Source organism: uncultured Nostoc sp., assembly GCF_964245575.1.
In the GTDB taxonomy this organism is placed as follows: Bacteria; Cyanobacteriota; Cyanobacteriia; order Cyanobacteriales; family Nostocaceae; genus Nostoc.
On sequence record NZ_CAXTNP010000519.1, the window covers coordinates 1 to 2573 of the forward strand.

The 2573-nt window shown below is 42.0% G+C and carries 2 protein-coding genes; both read right to left on the reverse strand.

Annotated features, from left to right (window positions below; translation table 11 throughout):
- Positions 1 to 910 (reverse strand): calcium-binding protein (locus tag ACFFAP_RS37915; RefSeq protein ID WP_375516019.1); only part of this gene is annotated, 910 nt, incomplete at its 3' end.
- 1051 nt (positions 911 to 1961) lie between these two features.
- Positions 1962 to 2573: hypothetical protein (locus ACFFAP_RS37920; RefSeq protein ID WP_375516020.1), on the reverse strand; the 612-nt coding region annotated here is incomplete at its 5' end.

Consider the following 2573-nt stretch of genomic DNA (forward strand, 5'->3'; position numbering starts at 1 on the left):
TATCATTACCAGCGCCACCGTTGAGGGTGTTATTGCCTATGATTGGATTGCCAAATAAAATTGAGCCTCGGTACGCGCTGTAATCACCAAGGGCAAATAGATAATCATTTCCATCGCCACCAGAGAGTAGGTTATTGCCTTGTGAATTGTTAACATTCAAATAATCATCCCCAGCACCGCCAACGAGGGAGTTATCCCCAGCACCGCCAATGAGGGTGTCATTCCCCACACCGCCAATGAGCGTGTCTTTGCCCACACCACCTCTGAGCAAGTCGTTGCCACTTTTGCCGTCAATTTTGTCATTACCGCCCTGACCATTAATTACATCATCTGAATCATCTAAACCCGTAATGTTGTTATCAAGGTCATTAAGGAAGGTGACTGTATTCTTGATGCCCAGGCTAGTATCTGTGGAGTTGGCATCTAGGACATTAAAGCTGTCGGTGATGCTAGTTTCCCCACTAAACAGGATATTGCCAACAGCTGGTCTTGCTCCAGAAGCTTTCAGGTTCTCCAAGTTTTCTAATTTGAAGTTTTGCAGGATGACTTTGGTATCAGGCGCATCTTCATCAACAAGTGCTTCAAAGGTGATTTCCAGATTGCTGCCGTTTTGGGTCAGCAACAGATTTCGGGCAGTGAACAAGTCATAGTCCTCGAATTTTAATGTGTCCACTTCCGCAATGACTGCTGCTGTCGGGTTGGTTCCTTTACCAACGCCACCGAAATCAGTGATAGTATTAGTGCCGTTATAGTAGCTGTAAACAAATTGATCCTTGCCACCACCACCAGTCAAGGTGTCGTCGCCCTGGCTAGCTGTAATGGTATCGTTGCCTGCAAGACCGTTAATCGTGTCCGCTAACTCGCTGCCCACTAGGGTATCATTACCCAAGGTTCCAATGATATTTGCCATAACTTTTACCTACCTAAATCGATTTTTTCAGTAACTTCAGTTCTCAACCTTGAGTTGAGTCCTGTTTTCGGGCACAAAAATTCGCCTCAACTTGACGTTTTCGGCATACTTTATACCTGACAAGTGAGGAACAGTAATCTTCATCAAAGATTCACCTTATGAAAAGGCTTTTCGATAGCACTTATCTAACTATCAAAGGAGAACAACAGTTTTAAGCGCTATACAAATTCATGAGCGCGTGCATTTAGTCAAACAAATAGTTTCAGGCTTTTTTCACTCATCTTTAATCAACCATGAAAGCTGAAAAAAGCTCGAAAAATCAAGATTGAATGTCTAAAATTCACACTTGATAGTTTGTTTTTTTGTCAATGGGTAATTCCTACTCCTGTGAAAATAGGCAAGAGTTTACTCTTGATAGGCAAAAATAATTTTATACCCTGGTTGTGGGCTATTGCCTGTGACTGTCTAGCCTGAAAATAGAGAATATCGAAATCACTTTGTACTAACTATATACTACCTACATACTACCGGATTTATGTAAATGTCTTTGCTTAAAGACACATCTTTGCATATTCTTCATATTATTCACCGTTCAATGTAGGTACAAGTACTTTTATTTATGTCTTGCTGAAGGGTTACGCTTTTTTAGGCGATCGCTAACCCGAAATCAACAACAGCCAAGTTTTTCAATTACGAACAACAAACCCTGTGGAAACTGAACCTTTAAGAATTGATTGTGCAGAGATTTTCAATGAATTCTAGAAAGTTAGGCAAACAAGGACTGGAAGTTTCACAACGCCCAATTTGGTTGCATGGGAATGTCTGAGTTCTACATCAGTCAGATTGAAGCAATAGCACCAAAAGGTATTACCGCAGGCGATCGCTATCCTGATATGAGTACTGTTAATCGCTGAGGAAGATCCAAAAAAAGCTTTCTTCTGTTTTAATACTAAAATCCTTGTAGAGACGTAGCACTGCTACGTCTCTACATCCAGATTCATACTTCAAATCAACACCTCTTCTTTGATACTTGGATTGTGTAATCCTAGTTTCAGGTTAAAGTGCTGTAGGAGAAAGAGCTATCTGCAAAGATAAATTTCTCAAAGCCGGTCGTAGACAAGCTAATGGTGTTTCCATTGCTGTTGAAACCAAAAGTTGCAGAATTAAGAGTATTGTCAGAAATAACACCAGATACAATGATTTGGGAGCGATTGAAAGCGCTCAGATCCAGGGTATCAAAACCGTCCCCGCCATCAACAGTTGCTTGCCCGAATCCTTTTAAGTAATCATCCCCACTGTCCAAAGCAATGGTCAACCCGCCACCGATAGAAACTTTCTGTTTAACTCCATCTATGATACTGATGGCGGTAATTTCGTCATTGCCATTGCCAGTTTTGATGGTTCCTTGTCCATAAATGCCATAAGCAGTACCACCAATTGTTGAAGATGCCTGTCCGGTAATTTTTTTAGAACCATTGTCGGTATCAATGACACCATCATTGAAGATACCATAAGCTGTGGCGTTTGTTCCTGAGCTATTCCCATAACCGATAATAGTGTCTTCGCCTGACCCTGTAGTGATGGTAGCGTCTTTAGTGTTCTGGATGCCGATTCCAGCACCGCCATTGCCGCCGTTACCGCCATTGCCGCCGTTGCCTGTGCC